This window comes from Microbaculum marinisediminis, assembly GCF_025397915.1.
GTDB classification, from domain to species: domain Bacteria; phylum Pseudomonadota; class Alphaproteobacteria; order Rhizobiales; family Tepidamorphaceae; genus Microbaculum; species Microbaculum marinisediminis.
In genome coordinates this window covers 299,390-318,118 of record NZ_JALIDZ010000007.1, presented here as the reverse complement: position 1 = coordinate 318,118, position 18,729 = coordinate 299,390, and the positions used below count along the sequence as shown (strand labels likewise).

The following is an 18,729-nucleotide window of genomic DNA, read 5'->3' as shown; positions in this document are numbered from 1 at the left end:
CCGCCCGACCGGCGGTTCAAGACAATCAGCGAATGCCGGCCATCTCTTGGGGGGTATGTTCGGCGCAGATCTGATCGGCGCCGTCCGCATCGATGAGCGTCCCCATGAGACTGCAGCGATCCGAGGCCTCTTCGGGAACTCGTTCCATGAAGTAGCGGCAGGTACGGCACTTGCCGAAGGTGCGAACCCCGTAGAGCGCCTGACATTCGGCGAGCAGGTGCTTGAGCTGGCCATCGAGCGTGGCGGCATCGGAGCCGAGTTCCGTCGCGGCCGCCTTGAGGTCGGCGATCGGGTCGCAGTCCAGAACGGCGCGGCCTTTGGTCGTCAGGACGAGCGAGAGCGCACGCCCCTGGCCTGCGCGCGGGGTCTTGATAAGGAGTCCCTTCCGTTCGAGCGACGAAACCGTCTGGGAAACCGTGCCTTTGGTCGCGGACAGGAAACTGGCGAGCGCGGATGGATTGTTCGAAAAGCCGTTGCATCGCCCGAGATAGCGCAGTGCTTCCCACTGCGCCGGATTCAGGCCATGGGCGTAGCCGCTGGAGCGAACGAGGCGCCCCAATCGCTCGACCAGATCGGTGATGCTCGATGCAGTGTCATGCTGCGCCATTGCGATGAGCCGAATATTCCCCCGCTTAATACCCGTGCGGAAGGATACGCTTAATTCGCATATCAAAGAAATAGGAACACGGCTTTGAGATTGATAATTTTCATATCAAATATACAAATTCGCTAACGGAATCGGGTGAATGCGCGCAGAAATTGCAGCCGCGCCCAAGCGATGACGGCAAACTCCCAGTGTCGTCTAAGTGATTCGCTTCCGCGGCATGCACCGCGACCATACCGTTCTATCCTGTAGACCCGACACGTGATCGCCCCGAACCACGCAAGCGCCGCCTAGCTGGGCCTTATGCCGACGAGCACCACCATGGCGAACAGGGCGAAGACGGCTATCTTCCAGGCATCCGACCGTTTCCGAAGGCCGGGCAGCCCGAGCGGACGGATCAGGTGGACGATCATGGCAAGGCCAAGCAAGATCGCGACGGTTTTCCCCATGACGCCCCGGCCGGTCCCATTCTCTCTAGTTCGGGGGCCCGCGGTCTGCGCCGGGCCGATGCTGTCACCCTACTCGGCGACCCAGGCCTTCGCCGCGTCGCGATCGGCCAGCGGAAAGACCTTCACCTCGCACGGCATCATCGGCGCGAACAGCCGGATCGCGCCGGCATAGAGGGAATCGTCGGTGACCACCGCGATCCGCTCGAAATCCTTCATGTGCTTGAGGCCGAAGAAGGTGTCATCCCACATGGCCGTCGGCTCGTAGCCCTCGAACGCTTCGCCAAGAACGAAGAGAAAGCGGATCTTTCCCTTTTCGGCGATCGCCTTCTCGAGCGCGGGGATCATCCGCTCCTTGTAGTCCGCGTTGGTAACGTGCCCGCTCGCCTCATATCCGATGATCGGCTCGGGCAGTCCCCAGATCGGCGTCAGCATATCGGCCTCCTCGCGCAAAGCAGCCCGAAGCAGACAGGATTGCGGCTTTGATGGCAAGGGTGCCCGGTGGCGGCGGCGGCAACCGGAGGGACCGACCGTTTCGATCAGCGGGTGATCACGATCTGCGTGTTGCCGGCGCCGTGCCGCTTGACGAGGCTGAACAGGGCCGCCGCGTTGGAGGGATGCAGGCGCACGCAGCCATGACTCGCCGGGCGGCCGAGCGATTTCACGTAGTTCGTGCCGTGAATCGCATATCCTCCGTGAAAGAAGATCGAGTAAGGCATCGGCGAGCCGTGATACTTCTTCGAGAAATAGGTCCTGTGCATCCTTATCGGCCTATAGTTGCCGGTCGGCGTGCGATAGCCGCTGCGGGCGGTCGAAACCGGCCAGCTGTATCGACGCAGGCCGTTGACGTAGACCTGCATGGTCTGGTTCGACAGCGAAATCTTGGCGACGACGTCTGACGATGCCGACACGGGCTGCGCGATCAGCACACCGAGGAAGAGAAACAGCATTGCGAATCGACGCATGACGCACCTCCCGCCCCTGGCGCCCACCGGACGCCTAGACCGCCTCGCGCCCTTTTTCCGCGGACGCTTTGACTGGTAGAAATCTCAATCCGAAAGCGAGATCAGCCTAGCGGGGAACCCTTGCAATCCGGCTAATCCAATCTTGAAAAACGGAGCGGAATGAGCAACGGCCACGATCAAAGCGAAGGACACGCCGCGGCACGCGATGCCGGGCACCAACACGGTCACTCGCACACGTCCGGCGCCAATCAGCGCCGTATCGGGATCGCCGCGCTCCTGACCGGCGGGTTCATGTTCGCCGAAGCCGCCGGCGGCATCATGACCGGATCGCTGGCGCTGATCGCCGACGCCGCGCACATGATGATCGACGCCGTGTCGCTGGGCTTCGCTTGGTGGGCCTTCCGCGTCGCGGGCGGCGAGCCGACCGAACGGCGGACCTTCGGCAACAGGCGCCTGCCGGTGCTCGTCGCCTTCGCCAACGCGATCGCGATCCTGATGATCACGGCCTTCATCGTCATCGAGGCCGCCGAGCGCTTTGCCGATCCCGTCACGGTGCTTGCCGGGCCGATGATGGTCGTCGCCGTCCTCGGCCTCGTCGTCAACATCGTCGCCTTCCTGGTGCTGATGGGAGGCCAGCGGGAAAGCCTCAACGTGCGCGGCGCACTGATCCATGTTGCCGGCGACATGCTCGGCTCGCTTGGCGCGATCACCGCGGCCGCGGTGATCCTCTGGACCGGCTGGATGCCGATCGATCCGATCCTCTCGGTGTTCGTCGCATTGCTGATCCTCAGGGCCGGCCTCAAGCTCGCCCGCGAGTCCGGCCATATCCTGCTGGAGGGCGCGCCGGTCGGGCTTGAGCCGAGAAGCATCCGCGACGCGCTGATGGGTACCGTCGAGGGCATCGCCGCCGTGCGCCACGTCCATGTCTGGGCTCTCGACGAGAACCGCCCCCTGGTAACGCTCAACGTCGAACTCGCGCCTGGCGCCGACGGCTTCGCCACGATCACCGCTGTCAAGGCGCGGCTCAAGTCGGCGTTCGGCGTCAATCACGCGACCGTCGAGGTCGACCCGCCCGGCGCGATGACCGAGCCGGCGGGTTTGCCTCGGGATTAACAAGCCGTTTACCCTGCGGGCAGACCATAAATGCGGGGAGCATCGGGACCCGGCCGACCTTGAACCGGGCCGTCCCGTGCCGATATGCGAGCCATGACACGCCGTTTGATATCAAGACGCCTTCCGACCGCCATGTTTGCCCGGGCTCTTGCCTTAGCGCTCGCGCTCGGGTTCGTCGGCCTTTCAACGGCGCCCGCGACCGCGCAGGTCGCCGCCAAGGACCTGTTCGGACGCGCCAAGGACCCCGCGCCGCTTGCCGCACGCGCCATCGGCTCCTATGCGCGCGGCTGCCTCGCCGGTGCAATGCCGCTGCCCGTCGACGGCCCCGCCTGGCAGGTGATGCGCCTGTCGCGAAACCGCAACTGGGGCCATCCGGTCTTGATCTCGCTGATCGAGCGGATCGCCGTCGGAGCGAGATCGGAAGGCTGGAACGGCCTTCTGGTCGGCGACCTGGCGCAACCGCGCGGCGGACCGATGACATCGGGTCACGCAAGTCACCAGATCGGGCTCGATGCCGACATTTGGCTGACGCCCATGCCGGGCCGCACCCTGAGCGCCACCGAGCGGGAGGAGATCTCCGCGACCTCGATGCTCAAGGACGGCGTTCGCGAGGTCGATCCGAAGCGGTTCACGCCGGCGCACGCCGCGCTGATCCGTCGCGCCGCCAAGCAACCGGAGACCGAACGGATTTTCGTGCATCCGGCGATCAAGAAGGCGCTGTGCGATTTCGCCGGCAGCGACCGCGGCTGGCTGAGGACTGTCAGGCCCTGGTGGGGGCACTATTATCACTTCCATGTTCGCATCGCCTGTCCCAGCGGCAGCTCTGGCTGCAAGAACCAGGATCCTCCACCGCCCGGCGACGGCTGCGGCAAGGAGCTCGACTGGTGGCTGAGCGACGAGCCATGGACGCCGGCGAAACCCGGGACGAAACCGAAGCCGAAGCCGCCACTGACCATGGCGGATCTGCCGCAGGAATGCCGGATGGTGGTCGACGCCTCGGCCCCGGCCGCGCCGCTGGCCAATACACCCTTGCCGCGTCCGCGTCCGTGACCTCCCCTGTCGTTTCCGACCTTTCGGGCGCCGAAGGCCCGTGCACAACCCTGCTTGGCGACCTGCCGGAACGGCTGGCGCTGCATTTCGCCAGTCTCGGCAAGCCGACCTTCGAGGAACTGCTCGATGCCCTCTCGCGCGGATTGTGCGAGCTCGGCGTGCCGGTGTGGCGCGCGTTCGTCGGCATCGAGACGCTGCATCCCGTTCACAGCGGGCGCACGGTGACCTGGGGGGAAGGCCGCATCGACACCCGCCAGCGCGACCGCGAGGGGGTAACGCGCCAGCCCGACTACCTGAACAGCCCGGTGCGGCTGGTCGACGAGAGCGGTGCGCCGCTGCGCATCCGTCTCACAAAGACCGATTCCGACATGCCGACCCTGGCCGCGCTGAAGCGGGCGGGCGGCACGGATTACGTGATCCACCCCCTGCCCTTCATCGACCGCAACCGCACGGCGGTGATCTCGTTCGCCACCCAGGCGCCGGACGGGTTCGGCCAGCGCGATCTCGACCGGATCGCCGCCGCGGTCGCGGTGATCGGGCCGCAATTCGAGCGCCTGGCGGTGCGCGAGATCGCGGTCAACCTGCTCGATACCTATGTCGGGCCGCGGTCTGGCAGGCGGGTCTTCGAGGGGCTGATTAATCGCGGCGACCTCGTCACCGTGTCGGCGGCGATCCTGTTCGCGGACCTGCGCGACTACACCGCCCTGTCGGAGCGAATGCCCGGCCCCGCCACGGTGCAGCTCCTCGACGCCTGGTTCGACGTGCTCGGCGAACCGATCGAGAAGCAGGGCGGCGAGATCCTGAAGTTCCTGGGCGATGGCGTGCTGGCGGTGTTCCCCGGAGCCGACGCACACGAAGCATGCCGGGCGGCATTGGAGGCGGCGGCCGACACCGACCGGAATTTCTACCGCGTGGCCGACGCGGCGAGCCTGCCGCGGGACGAGATCGGGTATGGCATCGGTCTTCACTACGGCGACGTCGGCTACGGCAACGTGGGCACCCGCACCAGGCTCGACTTCACCGTGATCGGTCCGGCCGTGAACCTGACGAGCCGACTGCAGGACCTGTCAAAGCGGCTGCCGCACACGGTGCTCGCCTCGGCGGCCTTCGCCGCGCACGTGCCCGACGTGATGATCCCGCACGCGAGCCACGACCTTCGCGGCATCGCCGAGCCGGTCGAAGTCTATACGCTGAGTAGCGCTCGATAGCCCGGACCCGCCGATAACCTAGCCTGCTGATACCCTAGCCCGCCGACACGCCCGTTCCCACCGGGCAGGCCACGCCGGTTCCGCCGAGGCCGCAATAGCCGCCGGGGTTCTTCGCCAGGTATTGCTGGTGATAGTCCTCGGCGAAGTAGAACGGCCCCGCGTCGACGATCTCCGTCGTGATCGGTCCGAAGCCCCGCGCCCTCAACTCCGTCTCGTAGGTATCCTTCGACGCCTCGGCGGCGGCCCGCTGGGCCTCGGTTTCGACATAGATGCCGGAGCGATACTGGGTGCCGACGTCATTGCCCTGTCGCATGCCCTGCGTCGGATCGTGGCTTTCCCAGAATCGCTTCAACAGCGCCTCGTAGGAGATCACCGCGGGGTCGAAGACGACGCGGACGACTTCGTTGTGTCCGGTCATGCCGCTGCAGACTTCCTGATAGGTGGGGTTGGGGGTCAGGCCGGCGGCATAGCCGACCGCCGTCACCCAGACGCCGGGCAGGCTCCAGAACGCCTTCTCCGCCCCCCAGAAACAGCCGAGACCGAAGGTCGCGATCTCGAGGCCCTCCGGATTGGGGCCGTTCAGCGCGCGCTCGTTGACGAAATGGGTCGCCGCGGTGGGAATCGCCTCGGGCCTTCCGGGCAGCGCCTCGGTGGGCGTGGGCATCGCGGCCGGCTTCCTGAACAGACTCATGGTGCGCCTCCTGGTCACGGACCGGCGGGAGAAGCGCTCTCCACGCCGTCGCGGGAATCAGCCGATCTCGAGCTCCGAGAGCTTGAGCTCGCGCTTCTTTCGGCCTGCGAGCAACAATAGCGCGCCGAGTATGCCGAACACCACAAATCCCGGCGCGGTCAGGATCGACTGGATGATCGGATCCCATAGGAACGGGCTGACATTGCGCTGGATACCGGCCTGGGCGGCGTTCAGCGTGGCGGGGCTGACCGAATACCACATCTGGCCGACGGCGGTGGTGACGACGGAGCCCGAGGCAATGGTCTTGGCGCCGTCGACAACGAGCGCGACGAGCGCCCCGGCCAGGAGCCACAGGCCAATGAAACGGGACAAAAAGCGCAGCATCGCCCGAACCTCGCGGAAACCAATGACGATTCCTACATAGTCGGTACGCCGTTCGAGGCCAAGCGCCGCACAACGGCGATCACGGCACCTTGCATCGGAGGTGAACTCCGGTGTATCTGGGCCGTTCGTTTTGCAGGAGGGGTGGCCGAGTGGTTGAAGGCGCACGCCTGGAACGCGTGTATACGGGCAACCGTATCGAGGGTTCGAATCCCTCTCCCTCCGCCACTTCGGTATAAAACCGGGAACGCCGATAGCCGCCCTAACCGCCGGATTCCAACTTATGCCTCTGGCCAATTCGATTGTGCAGGCCACGGCAGCACGGCCACCGATACGCAGGCGACCACATTCCCCTGTTGCTGCCCTACTGCGATGTTCACCGCATGGTCGCGTTGATCAACGCTGGCAGCCGCGCGCTCGACGAAGTGACGTCCGGCCTCCGTTGGTCGGACGCCCCCAGCGCGGCGCGCGAGCGGAAGACTACCAAGGTCGGCCTCTAGCGCCTTCACGCGGTCGTTAACGCAGGATTGGGCTATGCCAAGGCTTTGCGGCGGGTGCATCGCTGGCGAATTCTGGCCTCGTCGCCAACGCATTGCAGTCAGCTATCTCGATGACTGACCAATCACTTTGCTTCCCGCACACTTTCCGGCCCCATTTCCAACGGGTGTTGCAAGCGCGAACTCACGGCAATCCTGTTCCAGATGTTGATTGTGCCGATGGCAATGGTCAGTTGTGCGATCTCGGTCTCGGAGAACGCGGCTCTGACCACTTCAAACGCGGCATCTGGAATGCCGGTTTGGGCGGCCAGCGTCACACTTTCAGTCCATTCTAGGGCCGCTCGATCCCTGTCGTCGAAGAAGGGGGATTCACGCCATACAGGCAGGAGGTGCAGCATTTGTGCGCTTAGTCCGTCAGCCAGCGCCTCCTTCACGTGAAGATCGACGCAGTATGCGCAACCGTTGATCTGCGAGGCGCGCAGCTTAACGAGGTGCAGAAGGCGATCGTCGATACCCGAGGTCTTCACCGCACCGTCGAGGGCCGCGACAGCGCGATAGAGGTCAGGCGCAAGATGGGCGATGTTCATTCTCGGTTGCATGGCAAGGCCCTGTCAGATGAGGGTTGGCGTCGAATCGTGGATATAATATATCTACGATATGAGAGTGCCAACCCAACCCCGCGAAAACAGGGGGAAGCCCGGTGCGGCGATTGAGCGATGGAGTCGAGGCGGCGCTGCACTGCGCCCTAGCGCTTGCCTACCTGCCAGATGGCAAGGTTCTCGCGGGCAAGAGCCTTGCCGAGCTTCATGGCGTTTCCGAGTCCTATCTCCTGAAGCATCTGCGCGCGCTCACGGCTGCCGGTGTCATTGACGCACTACCGGGGCCGCGGGGGGGATATCGCTTGGCGCGAGAGCCAGCGAGCATAACGCTGCTCGATATTGTTGAGGCCATTGACGGACGTGAACCAGCGTTCGTCTGCCGCGAGCTTCGCCGCCGTGGGCCGGGCCACTCTAAAGACCCGTGCGTCTACAAAACGGACTGCTTCATCAAGTCTCGTATGCTCGCTGCGGAGGACGCCTGGCGGGACGCTTTGCGTGCTCAAACACTTGCTGATCTGGTGAGCGATGGAGAGACGTTAATCAGCGACGACAACAAGCAAGCAATTGCAGATTTCATGACGAGATCGCAGCGCTGAACGCGGCCCGATACCATACGTCAATCTCTCGTTCCTGCCGGGTTGCCACAACACCGATCCGCCCTGCACGACGTCCGTGACGTCGCGGCCGCGCACCTGCAGGCCGAGGCCGCCGGATCAAGGTCGGCGGTTTCGCTTTGGATCAGGCGCCGGTCCAGCCTCTCTGCCCCGTCCGATTCGGCCTGTTTGCTTGAAAGGCCTGCCCTATGGCCTGCTCGTCACGTTCTCGACATGCGAAGGTGCCGCTTCGGCGCGGATGTCAATGCACAGCGACGAAACGAAACCGCTCTGGGCGACACTCGGACGCTACAAACCGGTTGAGTGGAGTGACGCACTGGTCGGGTTCACGACGTTCTTTCACAACTGGTTCAAGGGCGTCGATGCAGACGAAGCGACTAGGAGAATGCGCGTGGCGTCGGGGCACGACGGGTTCGTTTTCTTCACCGGAGAGAAAGTCAAGGCAGACTACCGGGAATTTCTGCTGAAGGGATCCTTGGATGCGTTTATTGCCGCCAACCGCCAAATCACCAGCGCGATCCCCGAGGGAACGAACCAAGCCTCATAGAATGACAGGCAGGACCATTGGTGGCCCCAAATGTTCTGGCGGAGAAATCTGAGACACTTCCTCGATAGATCGGCTTGCGCAGATTCCCCCCTTACGGGCCGCCGCCGCCCTGGGCCACCCGTCAGCACTTTTCCCCGTGTCCGAAAATCCGACAGCAGGCCAATCGCAATTTCCTTTAGAGGAGATCGTGAATCACAAAATAGCAGGCCCCGAGCCTACGGTTTTTGCGGCCGGCCAGCTTCCTCATTGCGCGAGCGCGTCGGCAATAAGCTTCATGGGATGGACAGCTCGGGTGGAACTGAACCGCTCCACCTGGCAACGGCAGGAAAAGCCGGTCGCCAGGATCTCGTCTTCGCCCGAAGCCGGCCGTGCCCAGCTTGCATCGAAGAGGTTGCGGGACATCTGCTGATTGCGCATTTCGTGTCCGAACAGGCCGGCCATGCCGCAACAGCCGGTATCCACCGGCTGCACGGTCACGCCGATGGCGTCGAATATGTCACGCCAGAGCTTGAGCGTGCCGGGCAGCGCCGCCAGTTCGGTGCAATGCGCCATGAGCTTGCGCGACGGCGCCGCAGCGGCGCGGGCCCAGCTGTCCCCGGCGGCAAGGCGGGTGGCGAGAAATTCCTGAACCAGTGCAATCTGCGGCGTTCCGGCATCAAGATGGCGGTATTCCTGCCGCGTCAGCAAGGCGAAGGCCGGATCGACGGCAAGCATCGGCAGGCCGGTCTTCTGCAGTCGCGCGAGGGCGCCGATCTGCCGGCGGGCGCGCGCTTCGTAGCGTTGCCGCAAGCCTAGGACATGCGACGACTTGGCACCGGGCGGCAGCGTGATGATGACGGGCGCGTAGCCGAGCACAACCAGTCCGTCACATACGGCACCGATGGCCTCGACATCGAACATGATGGTGAAAGGATCGGCCAGAACCAGAACCTCGCCGGACTGGTTCCGAAGCGACCGGTCGTTCCAGTGGTGAACCCGGTGCCCAAGCCCACGGAGGCTGCGGCGAGAAATTGCGGGCGCATCGCACATGTCGAGGAGGGTAGATATCCACTTGCCTCCCATCGCCATGCCCAGCCGCGCCAGAGGCCGCACGGCGTCGACCAGAGTGGCGCCTGCTTCCAGCGTGGTGACCAGATGTTCGCGCAAGGGGCGACGGCGCGTCTGGTAATACTGGTCGAGAAAGGCCGACTTCATGGCGGGAATGCTCACCTGAACCGGACACCGGCTGGCACAGGCATTGCAGCTTAGGCATGTGTTCAGGGCGTCGAAAACATCGTCCTCTCGCTCGGCGAGATGCGGGTCCGCGGCCAGCTGCGCCTTTCGCCACTGCCGAAGCGCATCGGCCCGCCCCTTGGGCGACTGGCGATTATCGCGCGTCGCCTGATAGGAGGGGCACATGGGCGCGGTGCGGGCAAAGCCGAGGCAGGCGGCATTGCCATTGCAATGAAAGCTCTTCTCGTAGATGTCGCCCGCCGCATTTCCCTGCCGGAACGGCAAATCCATGATGCCGAGGCGCGGCCGCTCGACGACGACGAGCTTGCCCGGATTGAACCGTTCACAGGGATCGAAAGCACGCTTGACGCGCTGCAGCGCGGCATAGGCTTCCGGGCCCACGAAATCGGGCAGGTAAGTGCCCCTAATGCCCTTGCCGTGCTCGCCCCAGAAAATGCCACCATGCGCCTTGCACAGCGCATAGACGGCATCGGACACCGCCTGGAAAACCGCTCTATCCCTGTCCTCGTCCAGATCCAGTGCCGGGCGGACATGCAGGCAGCCGACATCGATATGCCCGTATATGCCATAGGCGAGGCCATGCTCACGCATCAGGGCATCGAAGGCGTCCACGAAGGGCACAAGATGCTCGACCGGAACGACACTATCCTCGATGAAGGCGACCGGCCTGCGACGTCCGTAACGTTTGCTCAGCAGGCCCACGGCTGCGGCACGCACGCCCCACAGGCGCTTCTGCTCGTCGGGATCCAAGGTCATATAGGTGCCCACGACGCCGGGCAGGCTGGCGGCGAAGGCGGCGAAACGCTCGGCCTGATCATCCAGTGCCGCGCAGTGCTCGCCCACGAATTCGACGAATATATGGGAGACGGGCTGCTCGGCCTCGCCCCGCACGATCGGCGGCAGCGCGTCGGTCAGGCCGGCGTCGCGGGCGAGCCGGGAGACCCATTCGTCCATCACCTCGATGGCAAGCGGCTCATGGGTGAGGATGCTGGCACTTGCCAGGAGAGCATGTCGGAAGCTGCCGAAAGCGACCACGACGAGCCGCTTGTGCTTCGGTGCGGGGACGAGGCGCACGCGGATGCGCGTCACCATCCCTAGCGTACCCTCCGCCCCGAGAAACAGGCGCCACCACTCGAGCGTGTCCCCGTCGGGCCGGGCGCGCTCGAGGTCGTAACCGGTAAAGCGCCGGTTGATGCGGGGCGTATGGGTGATGAGCGCATCCCGTCCAGCATCGCAAGCGCCGGCCAGTTCAGCCAGCAGGGGGCCGGCCCAGTCCGGTGGCGGCTCCAGGTTGCAGAGATGGCGGCCGCCCTCCAGAACCACGGACAGGCCGACTATATTCTCGCTGGTCTTGCCATAGATGCGCGACCCCTTGCCCGATGCGTCCGTGCCCACCATGCCTCCGATGGTGCAGCGGGTTGCAGTCGAGGTATTGGGCGCGAAGAACAGTCCCTTGTCGGCCAGGGCCGCGTTGAGTTCGTCGAGAACGACTCCGGGTTCGACCTCCGCCCAGCCTTCATCGACATTGACGGCCAGAACTCGCGTCATGAAGCGCTGGAAATTGACGATGACACCGCGATTGAGGCTCTGCCCGTTGGTACCGGTGCCGCCACCACGCCCCGTTATGGGCAGGTCACGAAAACGGGGTTCCGCCATCGTTGCGAGCAGCAGAATGACATCGTCCTCATCGCGCGGGGCGACAACGAGGTCGGGCATCAATTCATAGACACTGTTATCCGTCGACATCGCCGCACGGGCAGCGTGATCGCGCGAGACGTCGCCGCGAAAGCCCTTGTCGAGCAACGCCTCGCTAAGCGTCATGAACGGATCGGCGACGATGGGTTGAAGGCGGTCGATGGGGGCTGAAACGGGCATGGCCGGATTGAAGCACAGCCATATAATTCGTAAAAATTGAATATTATGAAGAGTGATTCGATAAAAACGAACATTAGCATTCGCCATTTGAGAGCAGCCATCGCCGTGGCGGAACTGCGCTCATTCACCCGTGCGGCGGAATTCCTGCATGTGGTGCCCTCGGCCCTGACCGAGACGATCAGGCAGCTGGAAGCCGATAGTGGCGTTTCCCTCTTCGACCGCGCCGTGCGTCCGGTCTCCCTCACCCCCGCGGGCACGGAATTGATCGCGCGCGCGCGTCGGATCGTTGCCGATTTTGATACGGCCATGCTGGAAATGCGCCGGCTGGGGGGGCTGGCCAGCGGCGCGGTGCGGGTCGGCGCAGCGCCGTCCATGGTGCGCTATCCCCTGTTGCCCGCCATTGCCAGCTTTCGGGCACGGCATCCCGCCGTGGAGGTAACGGTATTCGACGACATCGCCGGCCGGCTGGGTGCGATGGTCAGGGACCGGACCATCGATTTCGCCTTGGCCGAACGCTGGCACGAAACCGACGAACTGACCTATCAGCCCCTGCTCAACGATCCATTCGTGCTTGTCTGCCACAGCGACCATCCCCTCGCCCGAGAGCGCGCTGTGGCGCTGTCCGCGATCCCCGAGGACGACATGATCATGCTTGCCACCAGCACCGGCATCGGCAAGCTGCTGGCAGGCGACGGCATTCTGCCGTCCCGCTTTCATGGCAGCACTTTGCGCGCCCACGGCACCATTTCGATGCTGATCATGATTTCCCAGGGTATGGGCCTGGCGCTCATGCCGCGGTTGGCCGCATCGGTTCTGCAATCGCCGCAGATCGTACAGGTGAAGCTGAAGGACCTCGCCCTCGAACGGGAGCTCTGCATCGTCACGAGTACCCGGACCAGCCTGACACCGGCTGCAGCGACCCTGCTGGCTTATCTGAAAGACAGTCTGGAAGCCGGCGAGGCGCCACGCATCACCCCGAGCGGTCGAAGCGGAGCCGGTAGGCGCGCGAAAAATGCGCCGGAGAGGTAAAGCCGCAGGCGAGCGCCACCTCGGTCACGTCCATGGAAGAATGCTTGAGCAGGCGCCTCGCACGATCCAGCCGGAGATCGGCATGACCGCGCCGCGCCCCTTCCGCGACTTCAAGGTCAGTCCAGAGATCTTTCGCCTCGTAGCAACGCTGTACGTGCTTTTCCCTCTTTCGCTTCGCAATGTTGAACATCTGCTCCACGAGCGTGGCATCGACAGGATGCGCGTCTTCTCGAGTTGGCACTGGCACGTCGACGAGATCTTCGTGAAGGTCAACGGCAAGGCGCATTGCCTCCGGCGCCGTCGATCACGTGGGCGCGTGGCTAAAAGCCATCGTCACGAAGCGCCGCGATAGAAAGGCTGCACTGAACTTCCTGAGGTAACTGATGCGACGCTACGGTCGGCCACGGGAGAACGTCACCGACCGGTTTCCGTCCTACGGTACAGCCCTGAAGGAGCCGGGGGACGAGGATCTTCAGTCGTCAGGCCGCGGGTTCAACAATCGGAGCGCCGGCCGAACGGGTTCAGGCGCGGTCGGCCATGGCATGAAGCGCGGGCTTGTCGAGCTTGCCGATCACGGTCCGGGGCAGGCTGGGCAGCTGGACGAACCTGGCCGGCACCTTGTAGCGGGCGAGGTTCTGACGGCAGTACTCTTCCAGCGTGTCGAAATCCCGCTCGGCGCCCGGCCGCATCGCCAGGTAGGCGACGACGATCTCGCCGCGGTAGTCGTCGGGCCGTCCGATCACGGCGGCTTCCGAGACCGAGGGGTGGGAGTGGAGCACCTCCTCCACCTCGCGCGGGTAGACGTTGTACCCCCCGGTGATCACCATGTCCTTCTTGCGGTCGCTGATATAGAGATTGCCGTCCGCGTCCAGCCGGCCGATGTCGCCGGTATAGAGCCAGCCGTCGCGCAGAGCGGCGGCCGTCTCCTGCGGGCGCGCCCGGTAGCCCGCCATGATCTGCGGGCCGCGGGCGCGGATCTCTCCGACCTCGCCGACCGGAAGCACCGTCCGTCCCTCCTCGGGATCGACGATCTGGACCTCCGTCTCGGGCACCGGCCGCCCGACGGAGCCCGGAATCCGGTTCTCGCCTTCGTACTGGTAGGTCAGCACCGGGCCGGCCTCCGACTGGCCATACCCTTCGTAGATCGGGCAGCCGACCCTCTCCTCCCACTGTTGCAGCACGGCTTCGGGAAGGGCCGCGGAGCCCGAATAGACGGCGCGCAGCGACCCGAGGTCCGCCTCCCCGAACCCCTCGAACGACATGAGACCCGAAATGATCGTCGGGCCGGCCGGCAGCCGGGTCACCTTGTGCCGCATCAGGGCCTCGAGGACCAGGTCCGGCCTGTATCGCGGCAGGATGACCAGCAGCCCGCCGCAATTGGCCGCCAGATAGAGGCACATCGACGTGGCGAAGACGTGGAACAGGGGCATGACGCACAGGACGACCTCGTTTGCGCCCGTGGGGAGTGCGGCTTCGCGCTGCGCCACGTTCACGGCGATCTGGCCGTGGGTGATGTTCACGCCCTTCGGCAGGCCGGTTGTTCCGCCCGTGTACTGCAGCGTCGCGAGGTCGTCCGGCCCGGGCAGAGAGGCGGGCAACGGCACACCGGCGTCGTCCTTCCACGCATCGAGTAGGCGCTTGCCGGGACCGATGGCTTCGCCGGGCACGCCCAGTCCTTCCAGAAGCAGCCCGAGTTCGGCTTCGCGGGCGGCGTCGAAGAGCACGAGGGCGGGATCGGCGTCCTCGAGAATCTGCTTCAGCTCGCGTTCGGTGTAGGCGGGGTTGACCGGTACGACCTGTGCGCCTGCGGCATGGACCGCGTAGAGCGCCACCGCGCAGTCGAGGGAGTTCTGAGCGATCAGCGCGACACGTCCGCCGGCGACGCCGCGATCGCGCAGCCAAGCCGCGCAGCCGGCGATGCAGCGAGTAAGGCCGGCATAGTCCAGGCTGCGATCGCCTTCGATCATCGCGGGTGCCATAGGCGTTTTCCCGGCCCGGTCGAAAAGCATGTGCAACACGCTGGGATAGGCGGTCAGGGTGTTCAGGTTGGCGCGCATATTCTTATTCTCCCATACCAATCGACCTACATTAGACCCGGCAGGGTCAATGTAATCGAAGGCCAGTAAATGAGCGTTGCGAGTGCAACCAGACTCGCGACAACGAAGGGGGCGACGCCGACGAAGATCTGTTTGGCCTTCACGTCGGTAACCACCGTTCGAACGATAAAGACGTTCATGCCGATCGGCGGCGTGATCAGGCCGATTTCGATTGCCACGATCGTGACGATGCCGAACCAGATCAGGTCGACGCCGAGTGGCTGCAGTACGGCGGCGAAGACGGGGACGGTCAGAAGCAGCATGGCCATGCTGTCGAACACGCAGCCTAGAACGAGATAGACGACACAGATCATGATGACGACGGTGGTCGCGGACATGCTCTCTCCCTGCAGGTGGGCGACGATAGCCCGGGTGAGCCCTGCAAGGTTGATGAAGTTGGCGAAGACCATGGCGCCGAACACGACGAGGAAGATCATTCCCGTCATTACCGCCGCTTCGACCATCGCGCCGATGAACTCGCTCCAGTTCAGCCGCCTTCGCGCTATGGCGAACAGGAGCGCGCCGGTCGCACCGATGCCCGCCGCTTCCGTCGGGGTGAAGACGCCCAGATAGATCCCGCCGAGCACCAGAACGAACAGGGCCAGCACGGCCCACACGCGCTTCAGCGCCTGAAGCCGCTCAGCCATATCCGCGGATTCAGCCCGCGGGCCCATTGCCGGGCGGAACAGGACGGTCAGCCAGATCGCTGCGAAATACGCCAGGATGAGAAGCAGCCCGGGCAGCACACCGGCGATGAACAGCTTTCCGATGTCCGTTTCGGTCAGGATGCCGTAGATCACCAGCGGAACTGAAGGCGGGATCAGGATGCCCAACGTCCCGCCGGCCGCCACCGACCCGGTCGCAAGACGGTCGTCATAGCCGTAGCGGCGCATCGGCGGGACGGCGACCTTGCTCATGGTCGCGGCCGTCGCCAGGGACGACCCCGAAACGGCGGCAAACGCACCGCACGCCGCGATCGTCGCCATCGCCAGACCGCCGCGCCGCCTGCCGAGAAAGACGTGCGCGGCGTCGTACAGGTCCTCGGAGAGCTGGGCGCGGTGAATGAAGGTTCCCATCAGAATGAAGAGCGGCAGCACCGAGAACCCGTAGTTGGTGCTGAAATCGACGATCTGCTGGCCCGACATCGCGAGCGCCGGGCCGATGCCGCGTAGCGCGGCGAAGCCGATCAACCCGACGAGCAGCAGTGCGAAGCCCAGAGGGACGCCCAGGAAGACGACGACAAAAAGCGCGCCGAATCCGATCAGCGACTCGATCATGCGCCGTTCTCCGTTGCGTGCAGACGGTGCCAGAACAATGAAAGGTGGACGAACAACAGCACGACGGCCAAAGCCGTCAGCCCATAGGCGAGCGCTGCGAGGGGCAATTCGAGATAGCCCGTGACTTTCTCGTAGCGGGCAAAGGTCTGCGCCTGTCGCCACATCAGATAGCCGATCAGGGCGACGCCGCAGATATTGACGATGTCGACCCCGATGCGGCGTACACGGCCGGCACGGCCGCGGATCATGTGCTCGAACAGGTCGACCGTAATGTGTCCGCCCGCGCCGCTGACGAGTGGCAGCGCCGAGAAGATGAGCAGCGCCAGCAGGAATTGCACGATCTCGAACGAGCCGGGAATCGGCGCGTTGAAGAAGTAGCGGAAGAACACGTCGACGAAGGTCAGGCTCATCATGGCGAAGATTATGATCGCCACGGCGCCGGACAGCAGACGCTCGATCCAGAGCGGAATGCCCGGCGCCGTTGTTTTGTCTGAGGCGGATTCTGTCATCACAGAGGTGTCCGGCTTGAACTTGGACTTTCAGCCGGTTGCCGCCGGCCGACGATGCGCCGCGGCTACTGCGAAGCCACAGCCTGGTACTGCTCGAGGTAGTAGTCCCGTGCCGCCCTGCCATCGACGCCGCGGCCGTCGGCCTCAGCGATCCAGTTCGTCTCGAGTTCGACAAGGCCGTCACGAACGGGCGCGAGGAACTCCGAGCCGGCCTCGTTCAGGGTCTTTCCCTGCTCCACCATCTTGTCCCGCAACGCCGGGGTCAGCGCGTCCAGTTCGCTGCCGAGCGTGCGCGCGAACGTTTCGCCCGCGGCATCGAGAACAACCTGCTGGTCCTCGGGCGACAGTTCGGCGAACCGGTCCTCGTTGATCAGAAGAGACAGGACGGAGGCGACGATGCCGTCGGGAAACTCGAGGATATGCTCGACCTCGCCGTCGGCCTTGAACCCGACGACCGCGAGAAATTCGGTCAATGTCCCGTCGATGACGCCACTGTTGAGCAGTTCGTGCGCCTGAACCTGGGGATGCGGTATCGGCGTCGCGCCCAGAACCTTCAGCACCTCGGCGCCGGCACCCGGGACGACCTGCACCTTCAGGCCGGCGATATCGGGAAGCGACGTGACCTCGCGGTCGCTTGTGAACAGGACCTTGGAGCGAAAGCGCATCAGCCCAAGCAGCTTGACCCCGGCAAACTCATTGGCGTCGCGAAAGTACTTGTCATAGGTCCGCCACAGGGCGACCGAACCGGCCTCGGCGCTTACCCCGGAAAACGGCAGCGACGCCACGTTGGGCAGCAGGATCTTGTTGCCGAGGAATGACGGCGAAAAGATCGCCAGATCGGCGATGCCGCTCTGCACCATTTCGAACTGCCCACCGGGCGGCGCGAGCGTGGCCGTCGTGATCTCGATCTTGACCCGGCCTTCGGTCCCCGCCTCGACCGCCTCTTTGAAGGGCAGGATTCCGTGCGTGTAGTAGACGCTGCCGGTTGGAACGAAGTTATTGAATATCAAAGTTGTTTCGGCATTTGCCGTGGCGAGTGAAGCGCCCATCGCGAGCGCAACCCCAATCCCACACAAGACGTGTTTCATCGTAACTCCCTTGGTTCTTTTTTCGCATCAAGGCGGTTTTCGCCGGCGAGTGATTGTTGACGAGTTTTTGTAACACGGTTACGATATTTGGAACAACCCCTTCTGAAAGGGGTCGCTACAGGGAGCCGGATCGAGACCGAAATGAGCACAATCGACAAAGCCATGGCCGTGCTGTCCGCCTTCACCATCGACACGCCGGAGCTTGGCGTGACGGAGATTTCGCGGGCGCTCGATCTCAACAAGGTCGTGGTGCACCGGCTGCTGCGGGAGCTGGAGGCAAACGGGATGATCGAGCAGGATCCCGACAGCAAGCGCTACCGGCTCGGCTACGAAGTGCTCAAGCTGGCGACCCGCAAGTTGTCGAGCGCCAACCTGCTGCGGACCGCGATCCCCCATCTCGACGCGCTGCGTGAGGAAACCGGTGAGTCGGTTCACCTGTCGATCAAGCGAGGCGAGGCGATACTGCGTCTCTACATCGTGCAGACGCGGCATTTCCTGCGCTACTCGGCCGATGTCGGCGACGAGAGCCCGATCCATTGCACCGCGGCCGGCAAGATCCTGCTCGCGTATTCCAATCCCGACACCTGGCGCGAGCTAATCGCGCGCTCGATCGCCCGGTTCGGCGAGCGGGTCCCGACGGATATCGACGCGCTCTGCGACGAGCTCGAATCCCTGCGTTCCGGGAAGGTCGCGGTGGATGACGAGGTCTTCCAGTCCCATTTGCGCGCCTTCGCGTGCCCTGTCTTCGACTCCCATGGGCGGGTCACCGCAGCCGTGTCCTGCGGCGGCATTTCCGAGCGCGTACCGCGCAAGCGGTTCCCGGCGATGATCGCGGCGATAGAGAACTCCTGCGCCACGATCTCCCGGGAACTCGGCCTGTGCAAACCCGACTGACCCGTGTGTCCCA

At 64.4% G+C, this 18,729-nt stretch carries 21 protein-coding genes and 1 tRNA gene; 9 read left to right on the top strand and 13 right to left on the bottom strand.

What is annotated here, in order from left to right; all coding sequences use genetic code 11:
• Positions 1 to 25: 25 nt before the first annotated feature.
• The 4 genes from MUB46_RS16960 to MUB46_RS16945 all read right to left on the bottom strand — a co-directional run bounded on the left by MUB46_RS16960 (position 26) and on the right by MUB46_RS16945 (position 2,015).
• Positions 26 to 607 (bottom strand): MarR family winged helix-turn-helix transcriptional regulator, encoded by a 582-nt coding sequence (locus tag MUB46_RS16960; RefSeq protein WP_261617112.1) that lies wholly within the window; start codon positions 605 to 607, stop codon positions 26 to 28.
• Positions 608 to 894: 287 nt separating this feature from the next.
• Positions 895 to 1,053, bottom strand: coding sequence for a hypothetical protein (locus MUB46_RS16955; RefSeq protein WP_261617111.1), 159 nt, complete (start codon positions 1,051 to 1,053; stop codon positions 895 to 897).
• Between the two features lie 69 nt (positions 1,054 to 1,122).
• Positions 1,123 to 1,485 carry a SpoIIAA family protein gene (locus MUB46_RS16950; protein ID WP_261617110.1) on the bottom strand — a complete coding sequence of 121 codons (363 nt, stop codon included), beginning with the start codon at positions 1,483 to 1,485 and terminating at the stop codon, positions 1,123 to 1,125.
• Positions 1,486 to 1,589: 104 nt separating this feature from the next.
• Complete coding sequence (locus tag MUB46_RS16945; protein ID WP_261617109.1) at positions 1,590 to 2,015, bottom strand: L,D-transpeptidase; 426 nt, start codon at positions 2,013 to 2,015, stop codon at positions 1,590 to 1,592.
• A 159-nt stretch (positions 2,016 to 2,174) separates the two neighbouring features.
• On the opposite strand from MUB46_RS16945, the gene MUB46_RS16940 reads away from it, so the two are divergent.
• The 3 genes from MUB46_RS16940 (at position 2,175) to MUB46_RS16930 (ending at position 5,386) form a co-directional block, all read left to right on the top strand.
• Positions 2,175 to 3,128 (top strand): cation diffusion facilitator family transporter, encoded by a 954-nt coding sequence (locus MUB46_RS16940; RefSeq protein ID WP_261617108.1) that lies wholly within the window; start codon positions 2,175 to 2,177, stop codon positions 3,126 to 3,128.
• Positions 3,129 to 3,221: 93 nt separating this feature from the next.
• On the top strand, positions 3,222 to 4,178 hold the full coding sequence (gene mepA / locus MUB46_RS16935; RefSeq protein ID WP_261617107.1) for a penicillin-insensitive murein endopeptidase: 957 nt from the start codon (positions 3,222 to 3,224) through the stop codon (positions 4,176 to 4,178).
• The gene (locus MUB46_RS16930; protein ID WP_261617106.1) at positions 4,175 to 5,386 is read left to right on the top strand and encodes an adenylate/guanylate cyclase domain-containing protein; all 1,212 of its coding nucleotides are present in this window, start codon (positions 4,175 to 4,177) and stop codon (positions 5,384 to 5,386) included. The genes mepA and MUB46_RS16930 overlap by 4 nt, the downstream gene beginning before the upstream one ends.
• Before the next feature lie 34 nt (positions 5,387 to 5,420).
• On the opposite strand, the gene msrA is transcribed toward MUB46_RS16930, so the two are convergent.
• Both msrA and MUB46_RS16920 read right to left on the bottom strand, forming a co-directional pair.
• Positions 5,421 to 6,077, bottom strand: a complete 657-nt coding sequence (gene msrA, locus MUB46_RS16925; RefSeq protein WP_261617105.1) for a peptide-methionine (S)-S-oxide reductase MsrA — start codon at positions 6,075 to 6,077, stop codon at positions 5,421 to 5,423.
• Positions 6,078 to 6,134: 57 nt separating this feature from the next.
• Positions 6,135 to 6,461 (bottom strand): hypothetical protein, encoded by a 327-nt coding sequence (locus MUB46_RS16920; RefSeq protein ID WP_261617104.1) that lies wholly within the window; start codon positions 6,459 to 6,461, stop codon positions 6,135 to 6,137.
• Between the two features lie 135 nt (positions 6,462 to 6,596).
• Between MUB46_RS16920 and MUB46_RS16915 the strand changes: the two genes are divergently transcribed.
• Positions 6,597 to 6,686, top strand: a tRNA-Ser gene (locus MUB46_RS16915).
• 394 nt (positions 6,687 to 7,080) lie between these two features.
• On the opposite strand, the gene MUB46_RS16905 is transcribed toward MUB46_RS16915, so the two are convergent.
• Positions 7,081 to 7,554: a carboxymuconolactone decarboxylase family protein gene (locus MUB46_RS16905; protein ID WP_261617102.1), complete on the bottom strand. Its 474-nt coding sequence runs from the start codon at positions 7,552 to 7,554 to the stop codon at positions 7,081 to 7,083.
• A gap of 101 nt (positions 7,555 to 7,655) precedes the next feature.
• Between MUB46_RS16905 and MUB46_RS16900 the strand changes: the two genes are divergently transcribed.
• Positions 7,656 to 8,150 (top strand): Rrf2 family transcriptional regulator, encoded by a 495-nt coding sequence (locus MUB46_RS16900; RefSeq protein ID WP_261617101.1) that lies wholly within the window; start codon positions 7,656 to 7,658, stop codon positions 8,148 to 8,150.
• A gap of 190 nt (positions 8,151 to 8,340) precedes the next feature.
• Positions 8,341 to 8,715, top strand: a complete 375-nt coding sequence (locus MUB46_RS16895; RefSeq protein ID WP_261617100.1) for a hypothetical protein — start codon at positions 8,341 to 8,343, stop codon at positions 8,713 to 8,715.
• Between the two features lie 243 nt (positions 8,716 to 8,958).
• Here MUB46_RS16895 and MUB46_RS16890 read toward each other — a convergent pair whose 3' ends face one another.
• Positions 8,959 to 11,910: an FAD-binding and (Fe-S)-binding domain-containing protein gene (locus MUB46_RS16890; protein WP_261617099.1), complete on the bottom strand. Its 2,952-nt coding sequence runs from the start codon at positions 11,908 to 11,910 to the stop codon at positions 8,959 to 8,961.
• An 18-nt stretch (positions 11,911 to 11,928) separates the two neighbouring features.
• On the opposite strand from MUB46_RS16890, the gene MUB46_RS16885 reads away from it, so the two are divergent.
• Positions 11,929 to 12,852 carry a LysR family transcriptional regulator gene (locus MUB46_RS16885; RefSeq protein WP_315902753.1) on the top strand — a complete coding sequence of 308 codons (924 nt, stop codon included), beginning with the start codon at positions 11,929 to 11,931 and terminating at the stop codon, positions 12,850 to 12,852.
• Here the strand turns inward: MUB46_RS16885 and MUB46_RS24295 are convergent.
• On the bottom strand, positions 12,794 to 13,042 hold the full coding sequence (locus MUB46_RS24295) for a helix-turn-helix domain-containing protein (protein ID WP_315902755.1): 249 nt from the start codon (positions 13,040 to 13,042) through the stop codon (positions 12,794 to 12,796). The two genes, MUB46_RS16885 and MUB46_RS24295, sit on opposite strands and share 59 nt — an antisense overlap.
• Here MUB46_RS24295 and MUB46_RS16875 point away from each other — a divergent pair.
• Complete coding sequence (locus MUB46_RS16875; protein ID WP_261617135.1) at positions 12,935 to 13,204, top strand: hypothetical protein; 270 nt, start codon at positions 12,935 to 12,937, stop codon at positions 13,202 to 13,204. The genes MUB46_RS24295 and MUB46_RS16875 overlap by 108 nt on opposite strands.
• Before the next feature lie 169 nt (positions 13,205 to 13,373).
• On the opposite strand, the gene MUB46_RS16870 is transcribed toward MUB46_RS16875, so the two are convergent.
• From MUB46_RS16870 to dctP, 4 genes are all read right to left on the bottom strand, one after another.
• Positions 13,374 to 14,909, bottom strand: coding sequence for an AMP-binding protein (locus tag MUB46_RS16870; RefSeq protein ID WP_261617097.1), 1,536 nt, complete (start codon positions 14,907 to 14,909; stop codon positions 13,374 to 13,376).
• A gap of 26 nt (positions 14,910 to 14,935) precedes the next feature.
• Positions 14,936 to 16,225, bottom strand: coding sequence for a TRAP transporter large permease (locus MUB46_RS16865; RefSeq protein WP_261617096.1), 1,290 nt, complete (start codon positions 16,223 to 16,225; stop codon positions 14,936 to 14,938).
• Complete coding sequence (locus tag MUB46_RS16860) at positions 16,222 to 16,734, bottom strand: TRAP transporter small permease (RefSeq protein ID WP_261617095.1); 513 nt, start codon at positions 16,732 to 16,734, stop codon at positions 16,222 to 16,224. The genes MUB46_RS16865 and MUB46_RS16860 overlap by 4 nt, the downstream gene beginning before the upstream one ends.
• A 65-nt stretch (positions 16,735 to 16,799) precedes the next feature.
• Positions 16,800 to 17,744, bottom strand: coding sequence for a TRAP transporter substrate-binding protein DctP (gene dctP, locus MUB46_RS16855; RefSeq protein WP_261617094.1), 945 nt, complete (start codon positions 17,742 to 17,744; stop codon positions 16,800 to 16,802).
• Between the two features lie 219 nt (positions 17,745 to 17,963).
• Here dctP and MUB46_RS16850 point away from each other — a divergent pair, with 219 nt between their 5' ends.
• On the top strand, positions 17,964 to 18,716 hold the full coding sequence (locus MUB46_RS16850) for an IclR family transcriptional regulator (RefSeq protein ID WP_261617093.1): 753 nt from the start codon (positions 17,964 to 17,966) through the stop codon (positions 18,714 to 18,716).
• The last annotated feature ends 13 nt before the right edge of the window (positions 18,717 to 18,729 follow it).